24 protein-coding genes are annotated in these 25,354 nt (G+C 46.2%); 14 read left to right on the plus strand and 10 right to left on the minus strand.

The features are described 5' to 3' along the window. The first annotated feature begins 31 nt into the window (after nt 1-31). Nucleotides 32-472: a hypothetical protein gene (locus F0P94_RS16600; RefSeq protein ID WP_150905115.1), complete on the plus strand. Its 441-nt coding sequence runs from the start codon at nt 32-34 to the stop codon at nt 470-472. 123 nt (nt 473-595) lie between these two features. On the opposite strand, the gene F0P94_RS16605 is transcribed toward F0P94_RS16600, so the two are convergent. Continuing rightward, nucleotides 596-1,429 carry a helix-turn-helix domain-containing protein gene (locus tag F0P94_RS16605; protein WP_150905117.1) on the minus strand — a complete coding sequence of 278 codons (834 nt, stop codon included), beginning with the start codon at nt 1,427-1,429 and terminating at the stop codon, nt 596-598. Between the two features lie 109 nt (nt 1,430-1,538). On the opposite strand from F0P94_RS16605, the gene F0P94_RS16610 reads away from it, so the two are divergent. Both F0P94_RS16610 and F0P94_RS16615 read left to right on the plus strand, forming a co-directional pair. Beyond that, the gene (locus tag F0P94_RS16610; RefSeq protein WP_150905118.1) at nt 1,539-2,105 is read left to right on the plus strand and encodes a sugar O-acetyltransferase; all 567 of its coding nucleotides are present in this window, start codon (nt 1,539-1,541) and stop codon (nt 2,103-2,105) included. 1 nt (nt 2,106) lies between these two features. Next, entirely contained in the window at nt 2,107-3,198 is a 1,092-nt protein-coding gene (locus F0P94_RS16615) for an alpha/beta hydrolase (protein WP_150905120.1), read from the plus strand. Between the two features lie 140 nt (nt 3,199-3,338). Here F0P94_RS16615 and F0P94_RS19730 read toward each other — a convergent pair whose 3' ends face one another. Then, the gene (locus tag F0P94_RS19730; protein ID WP_191907076.1) at nt 3,339-3,482 is read right to left on the minus strand and encodes a hypothetical protein; all 144 of its coding nucleotides are present in this window, start codon (nt 3,480-3,482) and stop codon (nt 3,339-3,341) included. A gap of 161 nt (nt 3,483-3,643) precedes the next feature. On the opposite strand from F0P94_RS19730, the gene fabG reads away from it, so the two are divergent. From fabG to dnaK, 7 genes are all read left to right on the plus strand, one after another. Next, nucleotides 3,644-4,390, plus strand: a complete 747-nt coding sequence (gene fabG / locus F0P94_RS16620) for a 3-oxoacyl-[acyl-carrier-protein] reductase (RefSeq protein ID WP_150905122.1) — start codon at nt 3,644-3,646, stop codon at nt 4,388-4,390. Between the two features lie 146 nt (nt 4,391-4,536). Then, on the plus strand, nt 4,537-4,869 hold the full coding sequence (locus F0P94_RS16625; RefSeq protein ID WP_394349690.1) for a four helix bundle protein: 333 nt from the start codon (nt 4,537-4,539) through the stop codon (nt 4,867-4,869). A gap of 30 nt (nt 4,870-4,899) precedes the next feature. After that, the gene (locus F0P94_RS16630; RefSeq protein WP_150905126.1) at nt 4,900-6,981 is read left to right on the plus strand and encodes a VWA domain-containing protein; all 2,082 of its coding nucleotides are present in this window, start codon (nt 4,900-4,902) and stop codon (nt 6,979-6,981) included. 149 nt (nt 6,982-7,130) lie between these two features. Next, complete coding sequence (locus F0P94_RS16635; RefSeq protein WP_150905128.1) at nt 7,131-7,652, plus strand: transposase; 522 nt, start codon at nt 7,131-7,133, stop codon at nt 7,650-7,652. Nucleotides 7,653-7,815: 163 nt separating this feature from the next. After that, entirely contained in the window at nt 7,816-8,388 is a 573-nt protein-coding gene (locus tag F0P94_RS16640; RefSeq protein WP_150905130.1) for a pseudouridine synthase, read from the plus strand. Between the two features lie 143 nt (nt 8,389-8,531). After that, complete coding sequence (locus tag F0P94_RS16645; protein WP_150905131.1) at nt 8,532-9,599, plus strand: hypothetical protein; 1,068 nt, start codon at nt 8,532-8,534, stop codon at nt 9,597-9,599. A gap of 140 nt (nt 9,600-9,739) precedes the next feature. Continuing rightward, complete coding sequence (gene dnaK, locus F0P94_RS16650) at nt 9,740-11,665, plus strand: molecular chaperone DnaK (protein WP_150905133.1); 1,926 nt, start codon at nt 9,740-9,742, stop codon at nt 11,663-11,665. Between the two features lie 111 nt (nt 11,666-11,776). Here dnaK and F0P94_RS16655 read toward each other — a convergent pair whose 3' ends face one another. Next, complete coding sequence (locus F0P94_RS16655; RefSeq protein ID WP_150905135.1) at nt 11,777-11,968, minus strand: GldL-related protein; 192 nt, start codon at nt 11,966-11,968, stop codon at nt 11,777-11,779. A 355-nt stretch (nt 11,969-12,323) separates the two neighbouring features. Here F0P94_RS16655 and F0P94_RS16660 point away from each other — a divergent pair, with 355 nt between their 5' ends. Together F0P94_RS16660 and F0P94_RS16665 are read left to right on the plus strand one after the other, a co-directional pair. After that, nucleotides 12,324-13,220, plus strand: coding sequence for a hypothetical protein (locus tag F0P94_RS16660; RefSeq protein WP_150905137.1), 897 nt, complete (start codon nt 12,324-12,326; stop codon nt 13,218-13,220). Between the two features lie 147 nt (nt 13,221-13,367). Next, entirely contained in the window at nt 13,368-14,417 is a 1,050-nt protein-coding gene (locus F0P94_RS16665; protein WP_150905139.1) for a hypothetical protein, read from the plus strand. 45 nt (nt 14,418-14,462) lie between these two features. Here F0P94_RS16665 and F0P94_RS16670 read toward each other — a convergent pair whose 3' ends face one another. From F0P94_RS16670 to F0P94_RS16680, 3 genes are all read right to left on the minus strand, one after another. After that, nucleotides 14,463-15,113 (minus strand): outer membrane beta-barrel protein, encoded by a 651-nt coding sequence (locus F0P94_RS16670; protein ID WP_150905141.1) that lies wholly within the window; start codon nt 15,111-15,113, stop codon nt 14,463-14,465. A 157-nt stretch (nt 15,114-15,270) separates the two neighbouring features. Further along, nucleotides 15,271-15,690, minus strand: coding sequence for a DUF5329 family protein (locus F0P94_RS16675; protein WP_150905143.1), 420 nt, complete (start codon nt 15,688-15,690; stop codon nt 15,271-15,273). Between the two features lie 279 nt (nt 15,691-15,969). Continuing rightward, entirely contained in the window at nt 15,970-16,374 is a 405-nt protein-coding gene (locus tag F0P94_RS16680; protein ID WP_150905145.1) for a DUF5329 family protein, read from the minus strand. A gap of 847 nt (nt 16,375-17,221) precedes the next feature. On the opposite strand from F0P94_RS16680, the gene F0P94_RS16685 reads away from it, so the two are divergent. Continuing rightward, nucleotides 17,222-18,484, plus strand: a complete 1,263-nt coding sequence (locus F0P94_RS16685; protein ID WP_225307256.1) for a pyridoxal-dependent decarboxylase — start codon at nt 17,222-17,224, stop codon at nt 18,482-18,484. Between the two features lie 245 nt (nt 18,485-18,729). Here F0P94_RS16685 and F0P94_RS16690 read toward each other — a convergent pair whose 3' ends face one another. From F0P94_RS16690 to F0P94_RS16705, 4 genes are all read right to left on the minus strand, one after another. Then, entirely contained in the window at nt 18,730-20,988 is a 2,259-nt protein-coding gene (locus F0P94_RS16690) for a TonB-dependent receptor (protein ID WP_150905147.1), read from the minus strand. A 231-nt stretch (nt 20,989-21,219) separates the two neighbouring features. Continuing rightward, complete coding sequence (locus tag F0P94_RS16695) at nt 21,220-22,335, minus strand: acyltransferase family protein (protein WP_150905149.1); 1,116 nt, start codon at nt 22,333-22,335, stop codon at nt 21,220-21,222. A gap of 444 nt (nt 22,336-22,779) precedes the next feature. Beyond that, complete coding sequence (gene purE / locus F0P94_RS16700; RefSeq protein WP_191907077.1) at nt 22,780-23,313, minus strand: 5-(carboxyamino)imidazole ribonucleotide mutase; 534 nt, start codon at nt 23,311-23,313, stop codon at nt 22,780-22,782. Next, the gene (locus F0P94_RS16705; RefSeq protein ID WP_150905199.1) at nt 23,310-24,440 is read right to left on the minus strand and encodes a 5-(carboxyamino)imidazole ribonucleotide synthase; all 1,131 of its coding nucleotides are present in this window, start codon (nt 24,438-24,440) and stop codon (nt 23,310-23,312) included. The genes purE and F0P94_RS16705 overlap by 4 nt, the downstream gene beginning before the upstream one ends. A gap of 224 nt (nt 24,441-24,664) precedes the next feature. On the opposite strand from F0P94_RS16705, the gene F0P94_RS16710 reads away from it, so the two are divergent. Next, on the plus strand, nt 24,665-25,285 hold the full coding sequence (locus tag F0P94_RS16710; RefSeq protein ID WP_150905151.1) for a MarC family protein: 621 nt from the start codon (nt 24,665-24,667) through the stop codon (nt 25,283-25,285). Nucleotides 25,286-25,354 lie beyond the last annotated feature (69 nt).

A 25,354-nucleotide genomic window follows, 5' to 3' on the forward strand; every position in this document is an offset into this window, starting at 1 on the left:
TTTAGCTGAGACGTTAACCAAAGCTTTAATCATGACGGGCTGGAAAACCATAAAAGAAGAAATTTATTATGAAGACGGTTCTTTGAGAGACATCTATATCTTTGATACTAACAAAGAGGATTGGAAGGCCTGGAGTAATTTGGTAAACGAGAAATATAAGGTAGAATTTTACAACGGGCGAACACAGAAAACTGAAACCAGAATAGAGGTAAATGAATTGTTGAAATACTTCACAGCTCCTGAAGACTTTAAAGATGTAAATAAGGCATATATCAGATTGGGGGAAGTAACCATCGTTTGTCAGGTACACTATGAAAGTGAAATGGAAAGTGACATTGATCCCAAAGAAGTTAAAACGGAAGGAGACCATCTGGCAATTCTGGAATACCTCAAAGAAATCTCATCAACTCTAAAAAAGAAAGTTATAGTGACTTCAGAAATGACTCCAAGAGCTGTGCTATTTGAAGTATAAAACCCATTATGTGTAGCATTAGCAAGCGATCTTCGCAAAACATAAAAGCTTTCATTGCACAATCAAATTGTACGTCAGCTAAAAGTATTACCTCCCAAAAGAGAGATAGCTATTGCAAAGCTTTCACTTCCAGCCCAGCCTGCTTCGGTATTCACTTGGCGTAGCACCCAGTAATTTTTTCACGTAGCGGGTAAAAAACGAACGGCTGCCAAATTCCATTTTATCGGCAATTTCAGAAATATTGAGGTTTTTGTTTTGTAAAAGAATGATGATGCGTTCCCTGGCGAAGCGTTGGATCCATTCGGAAGCTGTAATGCCGGATGATCTTTTACAGATCTGGTTCAGGTATTTTGAAGTAATGTGCAATTGATTGCTGTAAAACTGAACTTCCCGCTCAGTAGTGCAATGCTCCTGTGCCAACTGTATAAATCGCTCGTATAAAGTGCCGGTTTGCAGGCTGTGTTTTCGCCTTTCATATTCATTGGCAAAAATATGCCACATATCCAGAATAAACAGCTGCATCTGCAAATTCAGGGCTTCGTAGTAGAACCGGTGTTCCGTTTCCAGAAAGCGGTCATTCAGCCATTTAAAGTTTGCAAGGATCTTTTGTTTATCGGTTTCGGCATGAATCGTTTTTACCGGATAAACCCTGGAATGCAACAGGGCATTAATGCTCCAGCCCTGGTCGGGAATATTGTTGTTCAGCAGATCTTTTTCTACTAACAATACCGTTGCTTTAAAGCTTTTTGAAAACTGTAAGTCCGTAATGCTGCTGCCGGCAAACCAAAACAAAAACTCCCCTCTTTTACATACCATTTCCTGGTCATTGAAGGTAAACGTTATGCTTCCCTGCCGGCAGAACAAATGGGTATGATACAGGTTTTGGAAATGATCGGGAAAATCATGCTTACCCGATACTTCCAGTAAAATAACTTTTGGTATTACTTCATTTGGCATCACATAAAGTCTTTCTGCTAATATAGGTGATATTTGACATTATAGCCGAATAATGTGTAACAATCAAGAAGTAAGTCTTCCTTAACTTTGTAAACCAAAATAATATAACATGAATACACCCGATAAAGATATTTTTGAACGATTAAGGAATGGGGAAATAATAAGCCCGGCCGATCCTCAGGTTAGCCAATTGCGGGAAAAATCTTACGCGACCATTAAATTGGTTCAACAAATGAATAATTCCAGCAACCCGGGGGAGATCCGGAATATACTGGGCCAGATTACCGGAAAGGAAATCGATGAATCGACGGCTGTATTTCCGCCCTTATACATCAACTACGGCAAGAATACCAAAATCGGCAAGAATGTATTTATCAACTTTGGCTGCACTTTTCTGGATCTGGGCGGCATTACCCTGGAAGACAATGTAATGCTGGCGCCCGGGGTGAAGCTACTTTCAGAAGGTCATCCCCTTTCCCCGGAAAACAGGCATTCGCTTATTCCCCAACCCATTCACATCGGAAAAAATGCCTGGATCGGGGCAAATGCAACAATTCTTCAGGGGGTAACGATTGGCGAAAATTCGGTTGTTGCCGCCGGAGCAGTAGTGTCGAAAGATGTGCCCGCCAATACGGTTGTGGGAGGCATTCCGGCAAAATTCATTAAATCAATTTAAGATGAAAAATTTAATAAGCATGATAGTGGCCTTACTGATCAGTGGGCAAGCAATAAGTCAGAATTCAAAACTTAAAAGTGTAAACAGGAAGCAAAACCAGGATCATTACACTTTTGAATTGAGCGATAAGGTAACGCGCCAGAAAATCAATTTCAAAAACCGATATGGAATTACGGTGGCCGGCGACCTTTACACACCAAAAACCTTGGGAAATCAAAAACTTCCCGCCATTATATTGAGTGGTCCGTTTGGAGCGGTGAAAGAGCAGTCTTCAGGGCTTTACGCAAACGAACTGGCAGCCCGGGGGTTTATAACGCTGGCATTCGACCCTTCCTTTACGGGTGAAAGTGGCGGAGAAGTTCGTAATGTTGCCTCGCCCGATATTTTTACAGAAGACTTTAGTGCAGCAGTGGACTACGCGGGCTTATTGCCTTCCGTTAACCGCAACCGCATTGGCGTAATGGCCATTTGTGGTTTGAGCGGTATGGCCCTTACAGCCACTACCAGCGATTCCCGGATCAAGGCTGTTGCCACGGCTTCTATGTATGATATTTCGCGGAGCATGAGCCGCAACCATAAAGATAGTTACACAAAGGAGCAACGTTATAAGGTTATCAATTACTTAAGCCAACAGCGTTGGCTGGATGCGGAGAACGGGAATTATGCGGTTGGCTTACACGAAGTTCCTTTTGACGAAAAGGGCAATGTTGCAAAGGGAAAGCGGGTGCTTCCTGAAGCCCTGCCCCAAAACCCGGACCCGGTATTAGCTTCATTCTTCGATTATTACCGGACGCCGCGGGGCTTTCATCCGAGGTCCATCAACTCTACAACCGCCTGGACTGCTACAACCCCCATGGCATTCTTCAGTTTTCCAATGGCCGCAAACATAGAGATGATCTCGCCCCGTCCGGTTTTGCTGCTTGCAGGAGAAAATGCCCACTCCCGTTATTATTCTGAAGATGTTTATAAAATGGCTTCCGAACCGAAGGAGTTGGTGATCGTACCAAAAGCAGACCACGTAGATCTGTATGACCGAACCGAATTAATTCCATTTGATAAATTGGAAGCATTTTTTAAAAAGAATTTGAAGTAAAGGCAAACTGTCCCAACGGGGCGTTTTAATTCTCCCGTAAAGTGCTTCGCTAATGCGATGCAAAACATTGGCGTTTTCAGCAAAGCATAAATTATATAAACCAAAAGGTCCTGAATTCATCCTTCAAGGCCTTTTCTTTATCAGGCAATTTCTTTCCGCAACATCCGCTTAACAGCCCGCATTTTCGGATTAAGCGCTTTGGCCGGATTATACGGGTACCGGTAAAGCAGGAACAAAATAAAACATCCAAGGCCGAAGATCGCCAGGCAAGTTAATAAACACATATCACTGTAGAGTAGCGTTTTACCCCTACGCTACAGAAAAGAGTCACTTTAAACATAAAATGGTAGTATTATGCTGCAAAATCTCTGTTTAGCAACAAGACACCTTAAATAATAATTGCAGTTGGTTTTAACCAACGGACAACTTTTTTACCTTTGAGGTTATGAAAGTACTTGAAGGAAAAACTGCTTTAATTACCGGCGCCTCCAAAGGAATTGGCCGCGCCATTGCTCAGAAATTTGCCGATATGGGCGCCAACGTAGCGTTCACGTATTTATCGAGCGTAGAAAAAGGCCAGGCGCTGGAAAACGAGCTTAGCCAGAACGGCGCCAAAGTAAAAGGTTTCCGTTCCGATGCTTCCGATTTTAAACAGGCCGAACAATTGGTGGAAGATGTGGTTAAGGAATTCGGAAAGCTGGATATTCTGGTGAACAATGCCGGCATTACCCGCGATGGCCTGCTTATGCGCATGACCGAAGAAAACTGGGATGCCGTGATCAACACCAACCTGAAATCGGTTTTCAACCTGACCAAAGCCGCTACCAAGCACATGATGCGTGCCAAAACCGGTTCTATCATCAATATTACTTCCGTAGTAGGCATTAAAGGCAACGCCGGACAGGCTAATTACGCTGCTTCCAAAGCGGGTATTATCGGTTTCACGAAATCGGTAGCCCTGGAATTAGGCTCAAGAAATATCCGTTCCAACGCCATTGCTCCGGGCTTTATCGAAACCGAAATGACCGGCGAACTGGACGCAGCCGTAGTGGAAGGCTGGAAACAGGCCATTCCGCTGAAACGGGCCGGCTCCGGCGAAGACATTGCCAATTGCGCCGTATTCCTGGCTTCCGACCAATCAGCCTACATCACCGGCCAGGTGCTGCAGGTAGACGGCGGCATGTTAACCTAGTTGTTGGTTGATGGTTGTTAGTTGTTGGTGATGCAATAACTTTTAGGGTTTTCTGGTTGTATAGAGAGGCTGTGTAGATGCTAAATTAAACCTGAAAAATGCAGCGACCATATACCAATTTAGAAGTTTGGCAAAAATGCCGGGAGTTGGTAACCGATATTTACCAGTTCTCGGCATTGTTTCCGAAAGAGGAATTATTCGGCTTAACCAGCCAGATAAGAAGAAGTGCAGTTTCTATTCCTTCCAACATTGCCGAAGGTTGTGGCAGAAGTACTTCTAAAGATACGGTTCAATTTCTTTTTATTGCCCGAGGTTCGCTGTATGAATTGGAAACCCAGCTTTATATAGCCTTGGATTTGAAATATTTACCTGAAACCCAGTTTCAAGAGTCAATAGCAAAATTAACAACCTGCAAAAAGATACTGAATGGCTTCATAAATTATTTCCAGGGACTAACAACCACCAACAAACAACCATAGCTCACCAACAACTAACAACCAACAACTAACTTGGAGCAATTCAGAATACTTTTAACGCATTCAGCCTGGTTGCTGCCGCTGTGCCTGCTGGCAGGCGTTGCATACGCATGGCTGCTGTATTCCAAAAACCCGCCCTGGAGCAAAAAGCTGAATTATTCGCTGGCAGCGTTGCGGTTTCTGGTAGTCAGTTTTTTATGCTTTCTGTTGCTGGGGCCGGTAGTGCGCTATTTCACCAACACCACCGAAAAACCTACCATCGTTTTTGCTATCGATAATTCCGAATCCGTTCGCTTGTTTACCGATTCCAGCACCCTCCGGAGTACCCGGCAGGGTTTGGCCGGAATCCGGGAAAAACTGGCCGAAAATGGTATCGAAACGGCCGTAAAAACCTTGGATGCCTCGCAGCAAACCGACTTAAATGGTATTCAATTCAACCAGAAAAGTACGAACCTCGACGGCCTGCTCAACAACGTGGCCGAAACCTACGAGAACCGGAATTTAGCCGCCGTAGTGTTGCTTTCCGACGGCATTGCAAACCAGGGAAAATCGCCGGCCTATTCCGACTTTCCGTTCAAACTTTACCCGGTTGCCTTAGGCGATACTGTACCGAAAAGGGACATAAGTTTGCCGGCACTGCAATACAACAAAGTGGCGTTCAGCGGCAATAAATTCCCGATCGTGGCCGAAGTTCGCAACGATGGTTTTGGCTCCGCCACGGTAGGCGTAGTTATTAAGGAAAACGGTAAGGTGCTGGAAAGAAAAACCGTAAACCTGCAGAAAAACAAACTCACCGAACAGGTAACCTTTACCCTAACCGCAGCCCAGCCCGGCAAAAAACACTACGAAATTGTAGTAGAAAGCCTGCCCGGCGAATTCACCAAACTCAACAACAGCAAACACGCTTACCTGGAAATTGTAAAAGGAAAGCTGAAGGTGCTGCTGGCTGCCGCCGTACCGCACCCGGATGTGAAAGCCCTGAAAAGCGCCATCGAAACCGACGAAAACTTTGAGGTGGATCTTTACCTTGCCGGCATTTACCCCCTGAAAAAAGCGGACTACGACATGGCCATTCTGCACCAGATCCCGAGCCGTTTACGCGCCGGCGACGAAGTGTTGCAAATGATTAATTCCAAAAAATTACCCGCGCTTTACATTTTAGGCGCACAATCCGATCTGGCTGAATTCAACAAGCAGCAAACGGCCGTTTTTGTAGCGCCGCGCGGCAACCAGACCGATGAAGTAGTACCGGTGATCAATCCTGGTTTTACCAAGTTCGGGTTTGCCGAAAATGCTGCCGCAACGTTCCTGAAATTTCCGCCGGTTACCGTACCGTTTGCCGATTTCCGCCTGAGCCCCGCTTCCGAAGTAGTATTGCAGCAACAGGTAGGCCGCTTAAAAACCACGAAACCGCTGCTGGCCGTACAAACCGGTGCAGAAAGAACCGTAGGCGTATTGCTGGGCGAAGGAACGTGGCAATGGCGTTTAAGCGAAGCCTCCGAAACCGAAAAAGCCCCTCATTTTGATAAACTCGTTACCGACCTGGTACAATTGCTGGCCACGAAGGAGAATAAAAAACGCCTGAATGTTTATCCGGTGCAGGACGAATTCCTGGTTTCGGAAGACGTGCGTTTCCAGAGCGAAGTGTACAATGCCATTTACGAAAAAATCTACGGCCAGACCATTAACCTCACCCTTACCGACGAGCAAAAGAAAACCCGCACGTACAATTTTGTGAACGGCGAAAATTTTTCCGGTCTGAACGTAGGAATATTACCGGGCGGCGTGTACCGTTACACCGCGTCCACCACCCTGGAAGGCAAACGTGTTCAGGATTCCGGCGAATTTTTGGTGCAGGACCTGGCTCTCGAAACCTTAACTTCCCTGGCCAACCACAATTTACTGCACCAGCTGGCCCGCAAAAACGGTAGCAAGCTCTACTACCCTACCCAATTAAATCAACTCGAAAACGACCTGCTGAAAGCCGATTTCAAAAACCTGATCTTCACCCAGGAATCCCTGAAAGACCTCATCAACCTGAAATGGCTTTTCTTCGTGATCCTGGCCCTGATTTCAGCAGAATGGTTTCTGAGGAAATATTATGGCAGCATTTAAGTTATAATTAGAAATTAGAAATGATTTCCTACTATGCGGTCTGTGTCCCCACAGACCGCTTTTGAGTTAATACCCGCAAAGCATCCCTTTCAACAACAGAAGTTTACAGCAATTCAATGTCCGAAGAAGCCAGACAGAGAAAGTCGAAAATGGAATTGAGTCAGGTTTATTTCTGGACTTCCACCATTCTCGATTGGAAACCTTTACTTCTTCACCATACATCCAAGGCAATTATCGTCAACAGCTTGAAACACCTGCACGCAAAAGGAAAGATAAGGATTTACGGATTCGTGATCATGCCAAACCACGTGCATCTGCTTTGGGAAATGATAGCCATGAACGGAAAAGAAATGCCCTATGCTTCTTTCCAGAAATTTACCGCTCATGAATTTCAGAAAGAACTGAGATCAACCAATCCTTCGCTGCTTTCTGAATTTGAAGTAGACGAACCAGAGAGAAAGTACCGATTCTGGCAAAGAGATCCACTAGCCTTTCCGGTAAATTCTAAAACCATGGCTGAACAGAAACTTCAATACCTGCACCTGAATCCCTTGCAGGCGCATTGGAATTTAGCTAAACGTCCAGAAGCATATATGTTCTCCTCGGCCCGGTTTTATGAAAGTATGGATCAGGAATTTAATTTTCTAACCGATTACCGGGAAAGATTTTAATTTGCAGGCTGCAAATAAGTGAATATTGAAGGGTTGAACTGGCAAATCCCGGAAGTGGCCTGTGAGGACACAGTCCACATAGTTTGAATCAAACTGTCATACTGAATTGGTATCCTTTTCAGTTCTAAAACTCATAACTCTAAACTTTTAACTCATAACTCTCTTGAATTACCTCATCCTCAACAAGCCTTTCGAAGTACTCACGCAGTTTACCGATGAGAACGACCGGCTTACCCTGAAGGAATTTGTAAAAGTACCCGGCGTTTACCCAGTCGGGCGCCTCGATTACGATTCTGAAGGCCTGGTTTTACTTACCGACGACAAGGAATTGCAGCACCGCCTTTCCGATCCGAAATTTAAAGTAGAGAAAACCTATTGGGCTCAGGTGGAAGGTATTCCGGACGAAATGGCTTTGGAAAAACTCCGGCGCGGCGTAATCATTAAGAACGTAAAAACCGCTCCTGCCAAAGCCCGTTTACTGGAAGCCGAACCCGCTGTATGGGAACGCTCCAAACCGATCCGCTTCCGAGCCAACATTCCAACCAACTGGGTAGAGATAAAGATCAGCCAGGGCATGAACCGGCAGGTGCGTAAAATGACCGCTGCCGTTGGTTTCCCTACGTTGCGCCTGATCCGGGAAGCCATTGGCCCGCTTACGCTTGGCAGTTTGCAGCCCGGAGAAAGCCGCGAATTAACGGCAGCAGAAATCAGGGCCTTAAAAAACTTACGGCGTTAACGCGGCCGGCTACATTCGCTATCCGGATATTTTTGTGGTTTTCACTTCCATTTCAGCCCGATAAATAAGCTTCAGCTACCCAACCAATTAACAATTAGTACTATATTTGTGGTACTGCAAACATTACCGATTAAAACCAGCACATGCGTTTACATACCTTTGCCCTTCGCTGCTTAACCATACTTGGCTTTGGCGCTTTCGCGCTTTCCGGCTGCTCCACCGATCTGGACCCCAATGCCGATTACAAAGAAACCATGGTTATTTACAGCCTGCTGAACCCCGGCGAAAAGATCCACTACGTTAAAGTGAACAAGGCATTTCTGAATACGAAAAGCAACGCGGTTACCATTGCTGCCAGTAACCTCGACTCAACCACTTTCAGGCCGGAAGATCTGACAGTGCGGCTGGAGCGCCTGGGCAAGGACAGTACCGTTTTGAATACCTATACGCTGGAGCGTTATGTAAGCAAAGGTAAAGATGCGGGCAGCTTTTTCTCCGATAGCACCATTCTTTACCGCACCCTGCCTAACCAGCCTGGTCAGTTAGATGAAAATTCCATTTACCGGGTAGTGGCACACAGTACCCGGAGCGGTTTATCGGCCAGTGCCGCTACTTCCCTGGTAAAAAGCAACGAACTTTGTATTTTCCGGGTCAGCATGAAAAATACGATCGGGAGAGATTGCTTCGACACCTTAGATACATACGTAGAATACGAGCCGCATAAAACCAACAATGCCATCGCTTTCAATACCCCGTCCAACGGGTACATTTACAGCACCCGGATAGATTTTCCTTATACCGAAACCACTAATGGCGTGTCGCAACAGAAAACCATTACCTGGTACCCGCTTAACAACGAGTTAAAATCCCCATCCTCTTTAGGCGAAAATGAAATCCGCATCAGGATCGAAAACAACTCTTTCTACAACACCCTGGCAAACCAGATCAATACCCAGAACGATAATGGCACCACCAAACGGACTACCGACGGCAAGGTGATCATTACCGTAACGGCCGGTTCGCAATTATTAGCCCTTAACTACCGCGCCAATACCTCCTATTCCATTTATTCGCAAACCCGGCCCGAATTCAGCAATGTGAGGAACGGCGCCGGCCTGGTGTCTTCCCGCGCTCAGAAGGTTGTTTATGCCACGCTTACAACCGATGCCCTGAAACAATTAAAGAACGATACCCGGTTGAAATTCCAGTAATAACTCCATTTAGATTTTTTTTTACGGAACGCCTTCTGACAATCTGTCACGAAGGCATTCTTTTTTTCCGGTTGGCACAACGCTTGATAAATGCCTTCCGAACTCTAAATCTTTATTAGCAACTAACTAAATAAAACATAATGGGAAAAATTATTGGCATCGACTTAGGAACTACCAACTCGTGCGTAGCCGTAATGGAAGGCAACGAACCGGTGGTAATTCCGAACAGTGAAGGGCGCCGGACGACGCCTTCCATTGTTGCGTTCCTCGACAACGGCGAGCGCAAGGTGGGTGATCCGGCCAAACGGCAGGCTATCACCAACCCGAAAAATACCATTGCATCCATCAAGCGCTTTATGGGCCACAGCTTTAACGAGGTTAGCTCGGAGCATGTGTCGTACGAGGTAGTGCAGGGTGCAAACAATACCGTACGCGTACAGATCGGCGACCGTCAGTACACACCGCAGGAAATTTCGGCCATGGTGCTTCAGAAAATGAAAGCTACCGCCGAAGATTACCTGGGCACCACAATTACCGAAGCGGTAATTACGGTTCCGGCTTACTTTAACGACGCACAGCGTCAGGCTACGAAAGAAGCCGGTGCGATTGCTGGCCTGGATGTAAAACGGATCATTAACGAACCAACGGCTGCTGCTTTGGCTTACGGCCTGGATAAAAAACACAAAGACCAGAAAATTGCGGTATTCGACTTAGGTGGCGGTACTTTCGATATTTCTATTCTGGAACTTGGTGACGGCGTATTCGAAGTACTTTCTACCAACGGCGATACCCACTTAGGTGGTGACGACTTCGACCAGAAAATTATTAACTGGTTAGCCGACGAATTCAAAAACGACGAAGGCATTGACCTGCGTCAGGACCCAATGGCGCTGCAGCGTTTAAAAGAAGCAGCTGAGAAGGCAAAGATCGAGCTTTCTTCTTCGAACGAAACCGAAATTAACCTGCCATACATCATGCCGGTGAATGGTATTCCGAAACACTTGGTACGCAAACTGACCCGCGCAAAATTCGAGCAATTGGTGCACGACCTGGTAGACCGCGCGATGGCGCCTTGCAAAAAGGCCTTACAGGATGCAGGTTTATCTACCAACGATATTGACGAAGTAATTCTGGTAGGTGGTTCAACCCGTATTCCAAGAGTGCAGGAAGAAGTAGAGAAATTCTTCGGCAAAAAACCATCTAAAGGCGTTAACCCGGATGAAGTGGTAGCCGTTGGAGCTGCTATTCAGGGTGGCGTACTGACCGGTGAGGTTAAAGATGTGCTCCTGCTGGACGTTACCCCGCTTTCTTTGGGTATCGAAACCATGGGCGGCGTAATGACGAAGCTGATCGAATCGAACACAACTATTCCTACGAAGAAATCGGAGACCTTCTCTACGGCTTCCGACAACCAGCCTTCCGTGGAAATTCACGTGTTGCAGGGTGAGCGCCCAATGGCCCGCGATAACCGCACCATCGGTCGTTTCCACTTAGACGGTCTGCCACCGGCACCGCGCGGTATTCCGCAGATCGAGGTTACTTTCGACATCGACGCAAACGGTATTCTGCACGTAACGGCAAAAGACAAAGCAACCGGCAAAGAGCAGAAGATCCGCATCGAAGCTTCTTCCGGCTTAAGCGAGCAGGAAATCGAGCGCATGCGTCAGGAAGCGCAAGCCAACGCGGAATCTGATAAAAAGGCCAAGGAAGAAATTGAGAAGCTGAACGCAGCGGACTCCATGATCTTCCAGACCGAAAAACAGCTGAAAGAGTACGGCGACAAACTTTCTGCCGGCAACAAATCGGCCATTGAAAGTGCCTTAACCGAACTCCGCACCGCACACGGTTCCAAAGACATTGCCGCGATCGATACCGCCATGGCCAACATCAACAATGCGTGGCAGGCAGCTTCGCAGGAAATGTATGCGGCTTCGCAGGAAACCGGCGCCGGCCCGAACCCGAACATGGGTGGCAACACCGGCGGCGCTCCAGGCGGCAACGGTCAGCCAGGCCACGACAACGTAACCGACGTAGACTATGAAGAAGTAGACGGAGACAAAAAATAAACGTTAGCGTTTTAAGCTAAAAAAGCCTTTCCGGTTTCCCGGAAAGGCTTTTTTGTTGATTTCAGAAAGGTTGCTGAGTAATTTTAATTGCTGCTCATTTAGCTAATGCTGCTAAGTTAACCGGGCATTTCTCCGGCTCCGGAATAAATGAACAGCCGCCAGAGGAAGGAAAATAAAGGAAGCCACTAACGTCCCAATAGTCATCAGCATGTTGGCGCCCTCCCAATGCATGCTTTTAAACAACATGCCATTCAGAACCAGGAAAGCAGTAATTACCCCAAGTACGTAAACAATTATTCTCATATTCTTAAAAGGTTAAGTGGAAAATTGATTTAGGTAAAATTTTACTTCAGTTCCAGAAAATTAAGTCCGCCTCCAATCCGATAAAGATTAAGTTCTCTCCTCCTTTTAATGAAGCCGGTCTTTATGAAGCGTTAATTTAATATTTCTTTTTTAATATCAAATTGAACAACCTTAATTATTTGTTATTACCTGCTTTCTGTTTATAAAAGCTTATACCTTAATTTTCATATTGAATGGTTTAGCAAAACCCTCTTAGGGAAACCGGGAAGACTTTTTTGTTTTTAGGTGGTTAAACCCCATCCAATAACAATCTTTTTTAATTATTATTGTAACAAAACATTTAATAAAAGCATCTATGAAGCTAAGGCATAACAGTTATAGAAAATTTCTCTCTATCTTCTTTATAAGTTTTCTTTTCTTGTCCTCCGGCACGGCAAAGGCCCAAATTGACAAAAAGCTTTGTAAAGCCTTTCTCGAGGCCAGCGAATTGTACCTGATCAATACTCCTTTCAATTCAGTTAAACTAACTACCGGAAATGGCAGGACTTTTACTTTTGAACAGCTGGTCCAGGAGAATTGGCCCTCTAAAAAAATAATTCAAATAGATGAGCAAGACTTTAATAAACTCAAAAACCGAAACCAGAAGTTCCATATAACAATTACAAATTGGATTGTTACCACCACCGACCCTAATTATGCAGGAGCGCTTACGGGCCTCGCAATTCAAAGGGGGAAAACCGGATATTACCAAACCGATCATTTATTTTGGCTTCTACTTCCTTTAGATGAGCTTAAGAAAGGAGTTGTTCCGGAAAGGCTAATTTATGCGGTAGAAAACATAAGAAAAATACTTGAAAGTTCTGATGATAACAGCATATTTGGGAATGGTTTCTATAAAAGCGCCGATTATAAGCAAATATTAAAATCAGACACCCTTTATGTAAAAGAAAGCCACCTTTCTTATTATTTCAATTCGCCCGAGTTAGTTAAAAAGAATTATCCGTACCCTTTTAAAATCGTTAATGATGAACAATGGTTAAAGGCAATAGTGGAATCAAAGCCAAATGTATTATTTGTTGATTATGTAAGAAGCGGAAACATTCCCCTCTCTAATGGAGGATGGGCGGTGGGAGATCGCAATGCAATCAATATTTATCAGGCTAAAAACGGAAGGCTGATTATTTCTTTATACCCTTGGAAGGGAATAGACCGCAAACTGGAAGGCTCTGTATTTAAAAAATTTGTTAAATAAAATTAATCTATTCCCTTAAAGTCTCTCCCGGAAAACGGGAAAGACTTTTTGTTTATTTCAGCTATTTGAGCTTTTCCGATCGCTAAAAAAACCGTATCGGAATCAGGTAAAAAGTCAATTCCTTTGTAGTACCTAAACGCCTTCCCCGTGCTCCTCATTTCCAAGAAAAAGCTGATCTACCCGGTTTCGAAAAGCCTTCGGAAGTACCTGCAAAACTACGACCGCGAAACCAGGCTGCCGGTGCAGTACAAAGACCTGATCCATTACACCGAGTCTTTTCCGTACTTCGATAAAAACGGCGTAGATACGCTCTGGCAAACGGTGATGTACGAACAAAGCCGCCACCAGGAACTCAACGACGGCCTAACCATGACCTACGCGCTGCTGAAAACCGACGGCGATATTTCGGTAATGGAGCACTTGCACGTTTCCCGCATCGATTACTGCACGTTCGGCAATACCCACCCCTTCCGCATCCAGATCCAGAACCGCCTGAACGACAACTACGATTATTTTTACGTGAAGCGGGCCGATGCCTCGCGGGTATACGGGCTGGAACTGGAGCACATCCTCTCCCCGAGCCGCATAAATTACCTGGTAAACGAAGAAACCTTAATTGAAGAACACATTGCCGGCATTCCCGGCGACGTGTTTATAAAAGAATACCTGGAGCGGCCCAACTGCAATAAAGTGCGCATCGCCAAAGAGTTCGTAAAGTTCAACGAACGCTGTTTTATCCGCCTTTTAGGCGACATGCGCTCCTACAACTACGTGGTAGATGTTACTCCTGATTTCGAAGACGAACAGTACCGCGTCCGCTCCATCGACTTTGACCAGCAGAGCTACGAAGGGAAAAAAATCATGTACCTGCCGCAATTCTTTAAGGAAAACAATAAGGTAGTGGAGCTGGTAACCAAACTACTCAAACCGCAGGCCATTCAGCAATACCAGAGCGAAGAGCGCACTTCCTTGTTCCATCGCCTCCGTTCCGCCCGTTACCGCCTTAAAGACCTGGTAGACATTATGCGTTCCGACACCATTTCCACGCCCGAAAAAATCGCCCAGCTTGCCCGGGAACTGGCCGAACACCACAAAGCACCGGATTTTCTGAAATGTACAGGCATGGGTGATATTGTGCGGCTGCATTTAAAAACCATTCTGTCGCGGGAACCCCGCATCCGGCAACCGAAGCTCTGATGCAATTGCCTGATTTATCAGGAATAGAAATGCTTGCCTGAACATTTAGTTGAACTGATAGCTGATGCTTAAACTATAATTGAGCGCATTCATATCCTGCTTTACCGTAACGTTGTTGTTCTTGAACGTCGGTTTGGAATGGATCGAAAATATTTCGAGGCCAAACCCCACCCTATTTTCTACAATGCTTTTAATGCCTCCACCCCAGCCATACGCAAGTGCTTCGGCAGTAACTTTTTGGTCTGTTTGCCCGGAGGGCGTGGTCGTGACCTGGGGCAAGGTATTAAAAGTTAAGCCCGCTCCGCCTTTGAGGTATACCGAAAAAGCTTGCGAAACCGGGTATTTAAGAAGGAGGTTGCCCAGCAAATAACTGGTGCGCCATTTAGATTGCGCGTATAGCTTTGGCCCCATGACAGCCCGGTTTACTTCATAAAGGTCCAGGGCATGTCTTCTGATGCCGAAAGTACCGCTCAGCCCAAAGTAATCGCTCAAAAAATTCCCGTATTCTGCCGCCACATGAAAACCCTTAACTGCCAGCCCGGCATTCTGGTTATTGGCCGACAAACTACCAAAGTCGCCTTGCGGCACGCTTAAGCCGGTGCGTATAGCAAAAAATCCCTTTTCCGATAATCCTTCTCCGGCCCAACTGTTCAAACTCAGGGCACACAAGCAAAACAAAAGTAGATTTCTCTTCATAAAAATGAGATTGTTATGAAACGGCAAAATAACAATATTTCTTATGAAGTTAAGTCCCTAAAAAGCAAAGAATATACGAATATAAAATTCAATCGAAAAAAAACCTTTACTCAAAATAACGAATGGTGCAAAGAAGCAAAATGCTGGAATTTCAGAATCATCCCTTTTCGATGCGATCCAATTCCTTGTCCAGCAATTCAGCCAGGTCAACTGTTCTCCCATCGCTAAACCGGATCAAATAGGGCTTCCCGGAGGAAGATTCCGATGCCAGCTTCTCCACAAACTGCCTGGCGGTATCTACTTTTTTCCGGTGCTTCTTATACTTTTTCTCCAGATGGTCGGCCGCTTTAGCAGGGGTATATTCCTTGCCATTCCGGATAAAAACCGCTCCCTGCATGTTCCGGACATAAGCAATTAACCGGCTCACCTTTTCCGACTCATCCTGTTTCAGTCCTCGTCTGTTTAACGCTTCGAAACCTGCTCCGGGAGCTTTAGTCAGCGAGATCAAGCCTGCAAGTGCCTTTGGAGCATACCCCAGCGAAATTAAAATTCCCAGACAATAAAATACTTTTTTCATATCAAACCAATAAATGTAATCGGCTTTCCGGCAACCCAGGTTCAAGCGTAGCTACCTAAATTAACCAGCTCATTAGTTGGTTGTTGATACTTTCCCTTTGTTTTATAACACCTTCACTTCAAAACTAAAATTCAGGATTTTGCAGCACGCAATATCTCCGATCGGTTATTATTTTAAGCAATACCAAAACCACTATCTGCAAAACGCTATGGCGGAAACAAAAAAAACCTTCCCGATTAGAGAAGGCTTTTCAAGAGAGAAAGGATCGGTTATGCCGCTTTATTTCTCGATCCGTTCCAGTTCTTTCAGCAGTAATTCACGGCTGAAATAGGTTTTACCTTCTTTCATCCGGATCTGGTATTTCTTGCCCGACATCGACGATTCGGAAGCCAGGTTATCGATAAACTGGCGGGCCGTTTTTATGCGGCTGCCGGCGTTTTTCCGCTTCAGCTCCAGGTGTTCGGCGGCGGCTTTGGCAGAGTATTCGCTTCCGTTCCGGATAAAAGTTGCTCCTTCCAGGCCCCGGATGTAATTTATCAGGTGCTCGATCTTCTGGTCTTCCGTTAGTTTCCGGGCCGATACGGTTGCCGGTTTAATGCCACCGGTTTTTCCCTGCTGGGCCATAACCTGCTGGCTCCAACCCGTTAGCAGCAGCGCAAAAGTGAACGTAAATAGTTTATGCATACCAAATTGAATTTAAATCTTGTTCCGAAGAGGCTTGTTCCCAATAATCCTGCCAATTATAAGCAATATATTCTTCCCAACGAAACAGCCAGGAAGTTCTTCAGCCTTCGGAATTTATAAAAACAGCAAAAGCCGGAGGTTCTCCGGCTCTTACTTAATTACAAACAACCTTGTGCCGCTTAAAAGAAGCAGCTTATTTGCCCCTATCAGCCCAAGTATTATTTAAGATCGAAAATACCTGCTCTCACCCAGGCAAACCAATCCTTAAATAATAAATTCCTCAGGCTGCAATTGAAGTGGTCCTTCAAAAACAAGATTACTAACCCCAAATGTAACTGGAGAAATTAAAAAATGAAATACCTACAATTGGGTATTTTTAACTAAGTTACCTCTTTTCAAATTAAAATAATTACAATAAAATAGGCAATATTCCCAAAACCTATGCCAGCTACCTGGTTTTCCCTTAAACTCCTGTTTGGTCTTTTTCTTAGCATTCAGAAAATATGGCCTGCACGAACAGGCAGAAAAATCTGATTTTTCCCTGTGGCGGAGTTTGAGCATAAGTGGTTACCCTACGGCCCCTTTACGAAAAAAATTATCCCAGCTTCTGCTGTGGATCAGCCTGCTAAACAAGCCTTTTCCCCTTTCCGGATTATTAATACAGGAAGAGCAATCTGCCCGTCGCTTGTGTCTGAAAAATCCTTTTAGAATATTAACCTGGTAAATTGATATTGTCCAACATCTGCATTCCAGGCTCCCGGTGACGCAGATCATTTCAAATGATGATCTGCTGCCTGGTTTCCCGGCAGAAAGGCAGGTAATTTTGACCCGGTCATGAAGTAAACCTATGCAAAACCTGAACATGTTCTGGGAAAGATATTCGCACGATGCCATTAACCAGCGGGTAGAAGAAGCCCTGCAGCAAAATATAAACCTGCACAAAGAGCCCGTGCTGGGTATTCCCGGCACTTACCTCGATCAGGAGGAATTCTACGAAGATGCCCCTTTTCTGCAGGATGCCCCTTTTCTGAGAACCCTGATCGCGAATCCCAACCACATCGGCTGCCATACGCTTTCCGACAACCACCTGAGTTACTTTAAAGGTACCCAGCAACTGGAAACCGAACTGATCCGGATCTGTGCCGAACAGATCTTCGGCGGCCAGCCCAACCAGCAGGACGGCTACGTAACGCCCGGCGGCACGGAAGCCAATATTCAGGCCATGTGGATCTACCGGAATTACTTTATGCACGAGAAGAAAGCCCGGCCGGAAGAAATAGCGGTACTCTTCTCGCAGGACAGCCACTACTCCATGCCCAAAGGCGTGAATCTGCTGGGCTTGCCGGCCGCCGTGCTGCCCGTAGACGATTGCACCCGGCAAATAAACCAGGAAGCCCTGGAAAAAACCGTAGCAGATCTGACCGAAAAAGGCATTAAGCACTATATCCTGATTCTGAACCTTTCCACCACCATGTTCGGCTCGGTAGATGACATTGCCCGGATCACCACGTTCCTGAAAGAAAAACAGCTGGATTTCCGGCTTCACATCGATGCGGCCTTCGGCGGTTTTATTTACCCGTTCACCAATCCGGAAAGCGCGTTCTCGTTCCGGAACCCGGATATTACCTCCATTACCATCGATGCCCACAAAATGCTGCAAACGCCCTATGGTACCGGTATTTTCCTGATCCGGAAAGGCTGGATGGAATACGTTTGCACCGAAGAAGCCCAGTACATTCCGGGCAAAGACTTTACGCTTTGCGGCAGCCGCTCCGGCGCCAACGCCATTTCCGTCTGGATGATCCTGCGCACGCATGGCTCGGAAGGCTGGCGCGTTAAAATGCAGCAGCTCAACGACCGCACCACCCGCCTCTGCCATAAACTTACCGGTTTGGGCATAGACTATTTCCGCAACCCCTACATCAATATTATTGCCATAAGAAGCAGGTTTGTCTCCGCCAGATTAGCTGCCAAATACCACCTGGTAGCCGACACTTACGAGCGGGAGCCCGGCTGGTATAAAATTGTGGTAATGCCCCACGTACGCCAAGGAATCCTGGACCAGTTTATCTCCGAACTTCAGGCCGAACAATTGCCGGTAGAAGTATAGTTTGTTTTCATAAGGATGATTGGAAAGTCTTTCTGCTTTGCGGGAAGACTTTTTTCTTTTAACCGGTAGCGTTTTTAACTGAATACCAGCGCCATTCAGATACTTCCGGAATCAGGTAAATATCCCCAAAAATGTAAGATTACCGTAGCGTATTTTTTATAAACCAATTCTTACTAGTTCTTCCCCATTATCAAGGAGTTTCTCTCCTTTGCCGGACTGAAAATTCTTCAATCGTTACCTGACAGCTACTTTGCCTGTAACTGCCACCGGATACCCACAAACCCTCTCCTGCCCTGCATGGGTGCATAATTATAAGTTGTATCGAAAGTATAACCGTGCGGATTATCGGTTCCGGTATGTTTATCGAACGGATCGAAGGGGCGCATTAAGGGGTTTTCGGGCAGGAAGTTATACAGGTTCTTAATGCCGAAATAAACTTCCAGGTGGTTTTTAAACTTTTTGGTAACCTGCACATTGTCCTGCACAAACCACGGCGATTTTTCCGACCGGAAATCATTTTCCAGCACCGGTAAATGCATAGGCCCGTAAAGCCGGCCGGTATAATCTACCGTTATTCCGGGCTTACCAAAAGTATAACTGACGGCATAAGTAGCCGATACCTTCGGGGCGTGCAGCTGGGGTTGTTTTTCATCGCTTTTATCCCCGGTATTCTGCACGGTATAAACTTCCATTAGCGTAGTACCGGCATTGAGTTTTAAAGGGAAATTGAACATCCAATCGGCGTTGAAAGTCCCCCCCCGCGAAATGGCATAGCCCTGCAGATTCCGGTAAATGATCTGGTTTGGGTCGGTCAAGAAATCGCCCATGATCCGGTTGGTGAAATAAGTGTAAAACAAACTGCCGTCTACGTTCAGGTAACCCTTATTCAGATCGATGAATTTCTGGTAGTTCAGGCTGGCGTTCCAGCTCCGTTCGGGTTTCAGGTTTTCCAGAATTACTACTTCCCGGGAGCCGGTAAGCGCGGCATGGTCTTCGGTGAACAGGTTTACCACCCGGTAGCCGTTACCGGCATTTAAGCGAAAAACGTTATGGTTATTGGGCGAAAACTTAAAACCCAGCCGCGGCGAAAAAATACCGCCATGCGTTGAATTGTAATCGAACCGAATGCCAGGCATGGAAGTTAGCTTCTCCGATAAGCTGATCTCATTCTGCACAAAAATTCCGGGCAGATAAAGTTGTTGGGGCTGGTTGTTCCCGTTTACTTTCTGGGTACCGGGCGTATTGTCGTCGTAGAAAGTGTACCGGAAAGGCAGGCCGACCAGAATTTCGTGGCGTTTCAGGCTTTTGTTCCAAAGCAGTTGCGCAAACGCGATGTGCTGGTTTGCCAGGTAAAGCAGGTTGCCGTAAGCCGAATTCTGCCGGTGGTTGTTGTACGAAAACTGCAGACTGATCTTTTCCGGCAGGGGTAACTCATAACTTCCGATCACTTCCAGCCGTTTGGTGTAGATCGATTCTCCGTAAATGCTGTCGCCGCCCCGGAATTCCGGTTGCCACTGCATTTCCCCGCCCCAGCGGTCTTCGTAAAGATAGCGTGCCGCGAGGTTAGCCAACCGGTTTTCCTTCCGCCCGAAACTCCATTTGTTGAACACTGAGATCCGCTCCTGCAGGGTTATATCGGTAAAATTATCGTGGTTCACATCGCGCCGGTCCTGAAAAGTAAAAGCATTAATTCCAAGCAAGGATTGTGCATTTCCAAGCTCCGACTTTACCGCCAGGTCGGCATTAAACTCCCGGTGCGAAGTGGCCATCAGGTCGGCAGAAACTAAAGGCGCATCTTTCGGGCTTTTGGTAATGATGTTGATGAGTCCGCCCACGGCTTCGGAACCGTACAGCGTAGAGGCCGGTCCTTTTACCACTTCCACCCGTTGAATCAGGCTGTTAGGAATGCCGCTGAGCCCGTAAACGCTGCCCAGAGAACTTACAATCGGCATGCCGTCGATGGTCACCATGGTATAAGGCCCTTCCATGCCGTTGATGTGGATGTCGCCGGTATTGCAGACGTTGCAGTTGAGCTGGGGCTGCACGCCGTTCACCATTTGCAAGGCTTCAAAAACGCTGGGCGTGGGGTTTTTCTGAAACAGTTTCGGCGTATAAACCTCTACGTGCACCGGCGACTGCATCACGTAGGTTTCTTTCATGGTGCCGCTTACCACTACTTCCTGCAACTGCCGCGTAGCTTTCTGCAGTTCTATTTTCAAGTGCAGTTTTTCAGCCCCAACTCCTATCCTTTTCTGATAAGGCTGAAAACCAACCGTATTTACCAACAGTTCATAATTGCCGGCCGGAATGTTCTTTATCGTAAAATTGCCATTCTCATCGGCCGTTGTCCCATAGGAAGTTCCCTTCAACCCAACCGCGGCAAAACTTACCCCTTCGCCTTCAGCCGTTACTTTCCCTGTGATTTCAGCTTTCAGATTTTGCCCACTAGCAGCCTTGTTCAGCATAAAAGTAACGAAGAGAAACAGGAGTAAATGTTTTTGCATATTGCCTGATTTTATAATTTCCGAAATCTATATTTAAACTACCTTAAATTTAACAATGCAATGTACATTAATTTTATTTTTAGATTGGTCTAATTTTAAAACATTAACTTCAAAAGACGGAAAAAAGTTATTGTCTAAGCATAAAAAAAGCCCGATTGCGGTTGCAATCAGGCTTACAGCTTTATTGATAAAAGCTTTATTGAAGGTGCGTACGGTTAATTTATGCTTTACTTATATGGCTGAAATCTTCTTCCGAAGCCACAAATACACGGGCTTATCGAAAGCCAGGTACACTCCGATGGAAATTGCCCAGAGGATGATGAAAAGCAGAAAGGGTGAATCGGTGACGTTATAAATAAGCCAGTTATTCACCCAGCCGAAATGGATCAGGTAAAAAGCATAGGAAGCATTCCCAAGCAACATAAAAAACCTGGTACTGAGAAGTTGGCCCAAAAATGTATTTTCCCGGATTAGCCCGTAAAGAATAACCGCAATGGCAAAAGGAATAACCGTATGATGAAACGCCAGCCCGCTCCAGGTATGAATACTGAAAGCAGTTGGAGTTTGAAAGGCATGCAGAATCAAACTGCTCACTATTAAAAATATTATTCCTCCGTAAGTAACCGGCATCCATTTTACCGGCCATTCTTTTCCTTTGGGAATTATAAAATAATAAAGCAACATGCCGGCAAAGAATTCGCTTGCCCTGCCGAAGAAGGTATTGAAAGCGGCAAATTTCAGATCCGGCACGAATTCGTGGGGGTTCAGTCCAAGATAAGTTAAGGTGCTGCCGATGCTGGCAAGAGCCACTCCAATAAGCGTTACTACCAGAAAGGCATGCAGCATCTTTCCTTTCAGCGTGGCTTTATAAAGGAAGGGGGCACAGGCGTAAAAGGCAAGTTCCACGGTAAGCGACCAGGCCTGGGCAACGCCGGGATGAAATCCCCGGAAATAACCTTTCAATAGCGCGGCATGAATGAAAAACTCTGGTATGGAAAATAGCCAGAGCATTTGCAGCACGATCAGAATGGCCCAATACAAGGGAAAGATCCTACCAAACCGAATGGCCAGGTATTTAAGATAGGCTTTGGGTTTTTCGAAACTGGTTCCGTTGAACTGGTTGGCGATCAGAAAACCGCTCAGCACAAAAAATACGGAAACGCCAATGTGAAACTCCGCAATTATATTCCGAAGTAGCAGAGGTACTGTTTCCGGAATAAGGTCCTGGTTGTGAAATACGAAAATGATGGAAGCCGCAATAAACCGCAAACCGGTAAGCGCCGGGTAAATGGTACGTTGCTGCTGCACAATAGAATCAGGTTGCGGTTTAGAAAGTAAGATGCCCATTTTTAAGCCCAATTTGTATTTCAGAAACCGGTGGTTAAGGGCTGACGCACTGTAATTCCTCAAAGGAATTGCGATTAGAGGCTATCTCAAAAATGGCTGTCATGTTGAGCGATAGCGAAACAACTCGTCGGTTACTGGTAAAAACGTTAAATCTGGTTTTGGCGCTGAGAGCCAACGAGGTCCTTCGCTATCGCTCCTCGGAATGCTCCGGGACAGGCACGATGACAGGTAGTTTTTTTGAGATAGCTTCAAATAATATTCCGGTTGGTGCCCGTTCCGCTTAAAGACCATGCATACTTTCTAAACCGGACTAGTGCATGACCAGGTTAATTTTTAGAAAGTGGGATTACAAATCCCACGGCTCGGTTAAGACGGGATTACAAATCCCGTCAAGCAAATTCTAATAATTAATTTGGTCGAGCACTGGTTATCAGTTAAAATTAATTAATCTACATCCCGGTCGCCGCGGCGCAGCTCTTCGGCAGACCGCATTACCCGGTCTTTCAGCGTGCTTTTGTATTTCTCCAGACGGTCGGCTACTACCGGGTCGGTAGTTCCCAGGATCTGAGCGGCCAGAATACCCGCGTTCAGGGCACCGTCTAAAGCAACGGTGGCAACCGGAATTCCACCCGGCATTTGCAGAATGGAAAGCACCGAATCCCAGCCATCTATGGAATTACTGGATTTTACCGGCACGCCAATTACAGGTAAGGTAGTTAAGGAAGCTACCATGCCCGGCAAGTGCGCCGCGCCGCCGGCCCCGGCAATTATTACCCGGATGCCACGTTTACGGGCACCTTCGGCATAATCGATCATGCGGTGCGGGGTGCGGTGCGCCGAAACAATGTTGATCTCGTAAGGCACCTGGACCTGGTCCAGAAATTCAGCAGCAGCTTCCATAACCCGAAGGTCGGACTGGCTGCCCATAATTATACCCACAATCGGGCTTTTAGAAGGGGTTACAGGAGAATCGGTCATGCTATTATCTTTAAATATTTTCGGGCTCTGGCGGCTTTTTCATTTGCTTCGGCAGTAGTTGGCGCCAGAACGGTCATGTGGCCCATTTTGCGCGAAGGCTTGGTAAATTTCTTTCCGTATAAATGTACAAATACTCCCGGAATTTCCAGTGTCTGGTCGGTGCCTTCGTACTTCGCTTCGCCGGAATAGCCGGGCTCACCAAGTAAATTTACCATTACGGCCGCGCTGTGCTGTTTGGTATCGCCGAGCGGCAGGTTTAAAATGGCCCGCAAATGCTGCTCGAATTGCGAGGTGTAATTGGCTTTCATGGTGTGGTGACCGGAATTATGCGGACGCGGCGCTACTTCGTTAACCAGCACTTCGCCGGTTTTGGTCAAAAACATTTCCACGGCCAGCAAACCAACCATATCGAACGCTTCTAGCACTTTTCTGGCCAGATCTGCTACTGTTTTCTGCAGTTCTTCCGAAATGTTGGCCGGCGCCATTAGGTAATCTACCAGGTTGAATTCCGGGTGAAAAACCAGTTCCGTGGCCGGGAAAACCGCAATTTCACCTTTAGCATTCCGCGCACAGATCACGGCAATTTCTTTTTCGTAATCTACCAGTTTTTCCAGTACCGAAGGGGCTTCAAAACCTTTGCTGAAATCCGCTTCGCCGGAAATTTTCTGTACGCCGCGGCCATCGTACCCTAAGGTTCTCAGTTTCTGAAAAGCCGGTAAAAAATCGGAATTTGCTGCTAACTCCGTAGCATCTTTCAGGATCCGGAAATCAGCAGTAGGGATGTTGTTCTGCCGGTAAAATTCTTTCTGCAAACCCTTGTCCTGAATGGTGCGGATCACTTCAGGATCGGGATAAACGGTTACGCCTTCTTTCTTCAGCTGAGCCAGCGCATCGCAATTTACATGCTCAATTTCGATGGTAACTACGTCGCACTTTTTCCCGAAATTATATACTGTTTCGTAATCGGCGAAGCTGCCGTTGTAAAATTCGTTGCAGATAGGTTTGCAGGGTGCATCCGGATCCGGGTCCAGGATTAAGGTGTAGAGGTTAAAGTCGAGGCCGGCCTGAATGAGCATCCGGCCCAGCTGGCCGCCGCCCAGAATGCCCAGTTTCACGTTTCCAATCATAGCGTGCAAATAAGTCGTAGCTGTTTTGCTTTCAAAAGTAAGCAAATAAAACCTGAAAATTTACCCGCCTTGCGTTATCCGGAATTTATCCAAGCCCGGCTGTTCATTTTTCAAAATCTTTCCCCAAAACGGTACTCATTTCCGCCAAAAACCTTAGCTTAACGCTTTCGTAACCACCCGGTAATGTTGCCCAGCTACCTTTACCCGCGAAACAAACTCATTTTATGGAATTATTTCTTGCCACTTTTTCTGCCTTATTTTCGGTGGTAAACCCCTTCGGCGCCATGCCGGTCTTTCTTACCCTCACCCAGGATGACACCCCGCAACGCCGAAACCAACAGGCCCGCAAAGCCTGCATGTACATGGTAGGAATCCTAGTAATTTTCTTTTTTTCGGGCCAGTACCTGCTTAACTTTTTCGGAGTAAGAATTCACGATCTGCGCATTGCTGGCGGGCTAATGATCATGAAAGCCGGCTTCGATCTGCTGAATTCCAAAACAGGCGCGGGAGGGAAAATTTCCAAAACCTCGGTTGAAGCCAGTATTCACAAAGAAGATATTTCGTTTGCGCCGCTAGCCATGCCCATGCTTTCCGGACCAGGCGCCATTGCGGTAAGCATCGGAATGTTTAGCGGTTCGCTTTCCTCCGTAGATATTGCCCTGATTGTTAGCGCCATTATTTTGGTAGCGCTTGTTTCGTTTATCATCCTGTTTTTCTCCACCCGCCTTACGCGTTACATGGGCAAAGCCGGCCTCGAAGCGCTTTCCAAGATCATGGGCTTCATCGTGCTTTCTATCGGCGTGAATTTTATCGTTTCGGCGCTTACGGCTTTGTTTAAATTGTAATTGAGGTTAAAAGTATCCTTCGGAAGTTGTAGTTTTTTTATGAATTCGGCCGGTTCAGATTTTTAGCTC

The organism is Adhaeribacter soli, assembly GCF_008727925.1.
Taxonomy (GTDB): Bacteria; Bacteroidota; Bacteroidia; order Cytophagales; family Hymenobacteraceae; genus Adhaeribacter_A; species Adhaeribacter_A soli.